The sequence below is a fragment of the Sphingomonas endophytica genome, from assembly GCF_001476895.1.
Taxonomy (GTDB): domain Bacteria; phylum Pseudomonadota; class Alphaproteobacteria; order Sphingomonadales; family Sphingomonadaceae; genus Sphingomonas; species Sphingomonas endophytica_A.
In genome coordinates, this window is sequence record NZ_LDTB01000183.1 from 1 (window position 1) to 967 (window position 967).

Annotated in this window: 2 protein-coding genes; both read right to left on the bottom strand. The window is 65.8% G+C overall.

The features are described 5' to 3' along the window. Window positions 1–311: amidase family protein (locus tag NS334_RS16650; RefSeq protein ID WP_241492010.1), on the bottom strand; the 311-nt coding region annotated here is incomplete at its 3' end. Window positions 312–383: 72 nt separating this feature from the next. Then, window positions 384–967, bottom strand: a 584-nt coding sequence (locus NS334_RS16655) for a c-type cytochrome (protein ID WP_206542705.1), incomplete at its 5' end; no start/stop codon positions are given.

A 967-nucleotide genomic window follows, 5' to 3' on the forward strand; every position in this document is an offset into this window, starting at 1 on the left:
GCCCTGGCGATCAGGTCGCGCTGCGCCTTCAGGCCGTTGGTGGTGGCGTAGCCTTCCTGGTCGACATTGACCTTGATCGTGACAGGCACGCCGGCAAGCGGCCCGACCGCCTCACCGCGCGCAATTGCCGCATCGATCGCGACCGCCTGCGCCAGCACGTCGTCCGGCCGGTGATCGACCACCGCGTTGATGACAGGGTTGACCGCATCGAGCCGGGCGAGCCCGGCCTCGGCGGCCTCCTTCGCCGAGACCCGCTTCGATTTGATGAGGCCGGCGAGCTCGGTTGCCGACAGACGCCAAAGATCCTGCATGTGCTACTCCGTGTGACGGAGGCGTTTTAGCCCCACCCGAAGGGCAAGACCAGCGGCGCGCCGCCCGATGTTTCAGCGGACATGCGCGATGTAATAGGCAAGGTCGCCGATCTGCTCCTTGGTCACCGTCTGCATCACGTCCGCCATGGTGGCGTCGTAGCCGTGGCGGCTGTTGTCCTTGTATTCGGCCAGCGTCTTGGCGAGGTAGTCCTCGCGCTGATTGGCGATCCGGGGGACGTTATCCTTGCCGGAGAAATCGGTGTTGTGGCAGCTGTTGCAGCGGTTCTGCTGCGCCAACGCCTGGCCGCGCGCCATCCGCGCGGCGTCGCCGGCGTCAGCAGGCGGCACAGGCTTCGGCAAAGTGGCGATGAAATCCGAGAAGGCGCGCAAATCGTCGTCGGTCATCGGCTTCGCCATCTCGTTCATCGGGTCGAATACCCTGAGCTTCTCGCGGAACATGAACAGCTGGATCAGCGCATAGGGCGCCTGCTGGCCGCCGAGCGAGGGCGTGTTCTCGGTTTCCGACGTGCCGCGCTCGCCATGGCAGGCAAAGCACGCCGCAGCGCGCTCCTGGATGGTCTCGGCATTTGCGGAGAAGCTGAGCGCGGTGAGCGCCGCGGCCATTGCGAGCTTGCGCATCGGTCCATCCTTGCAAC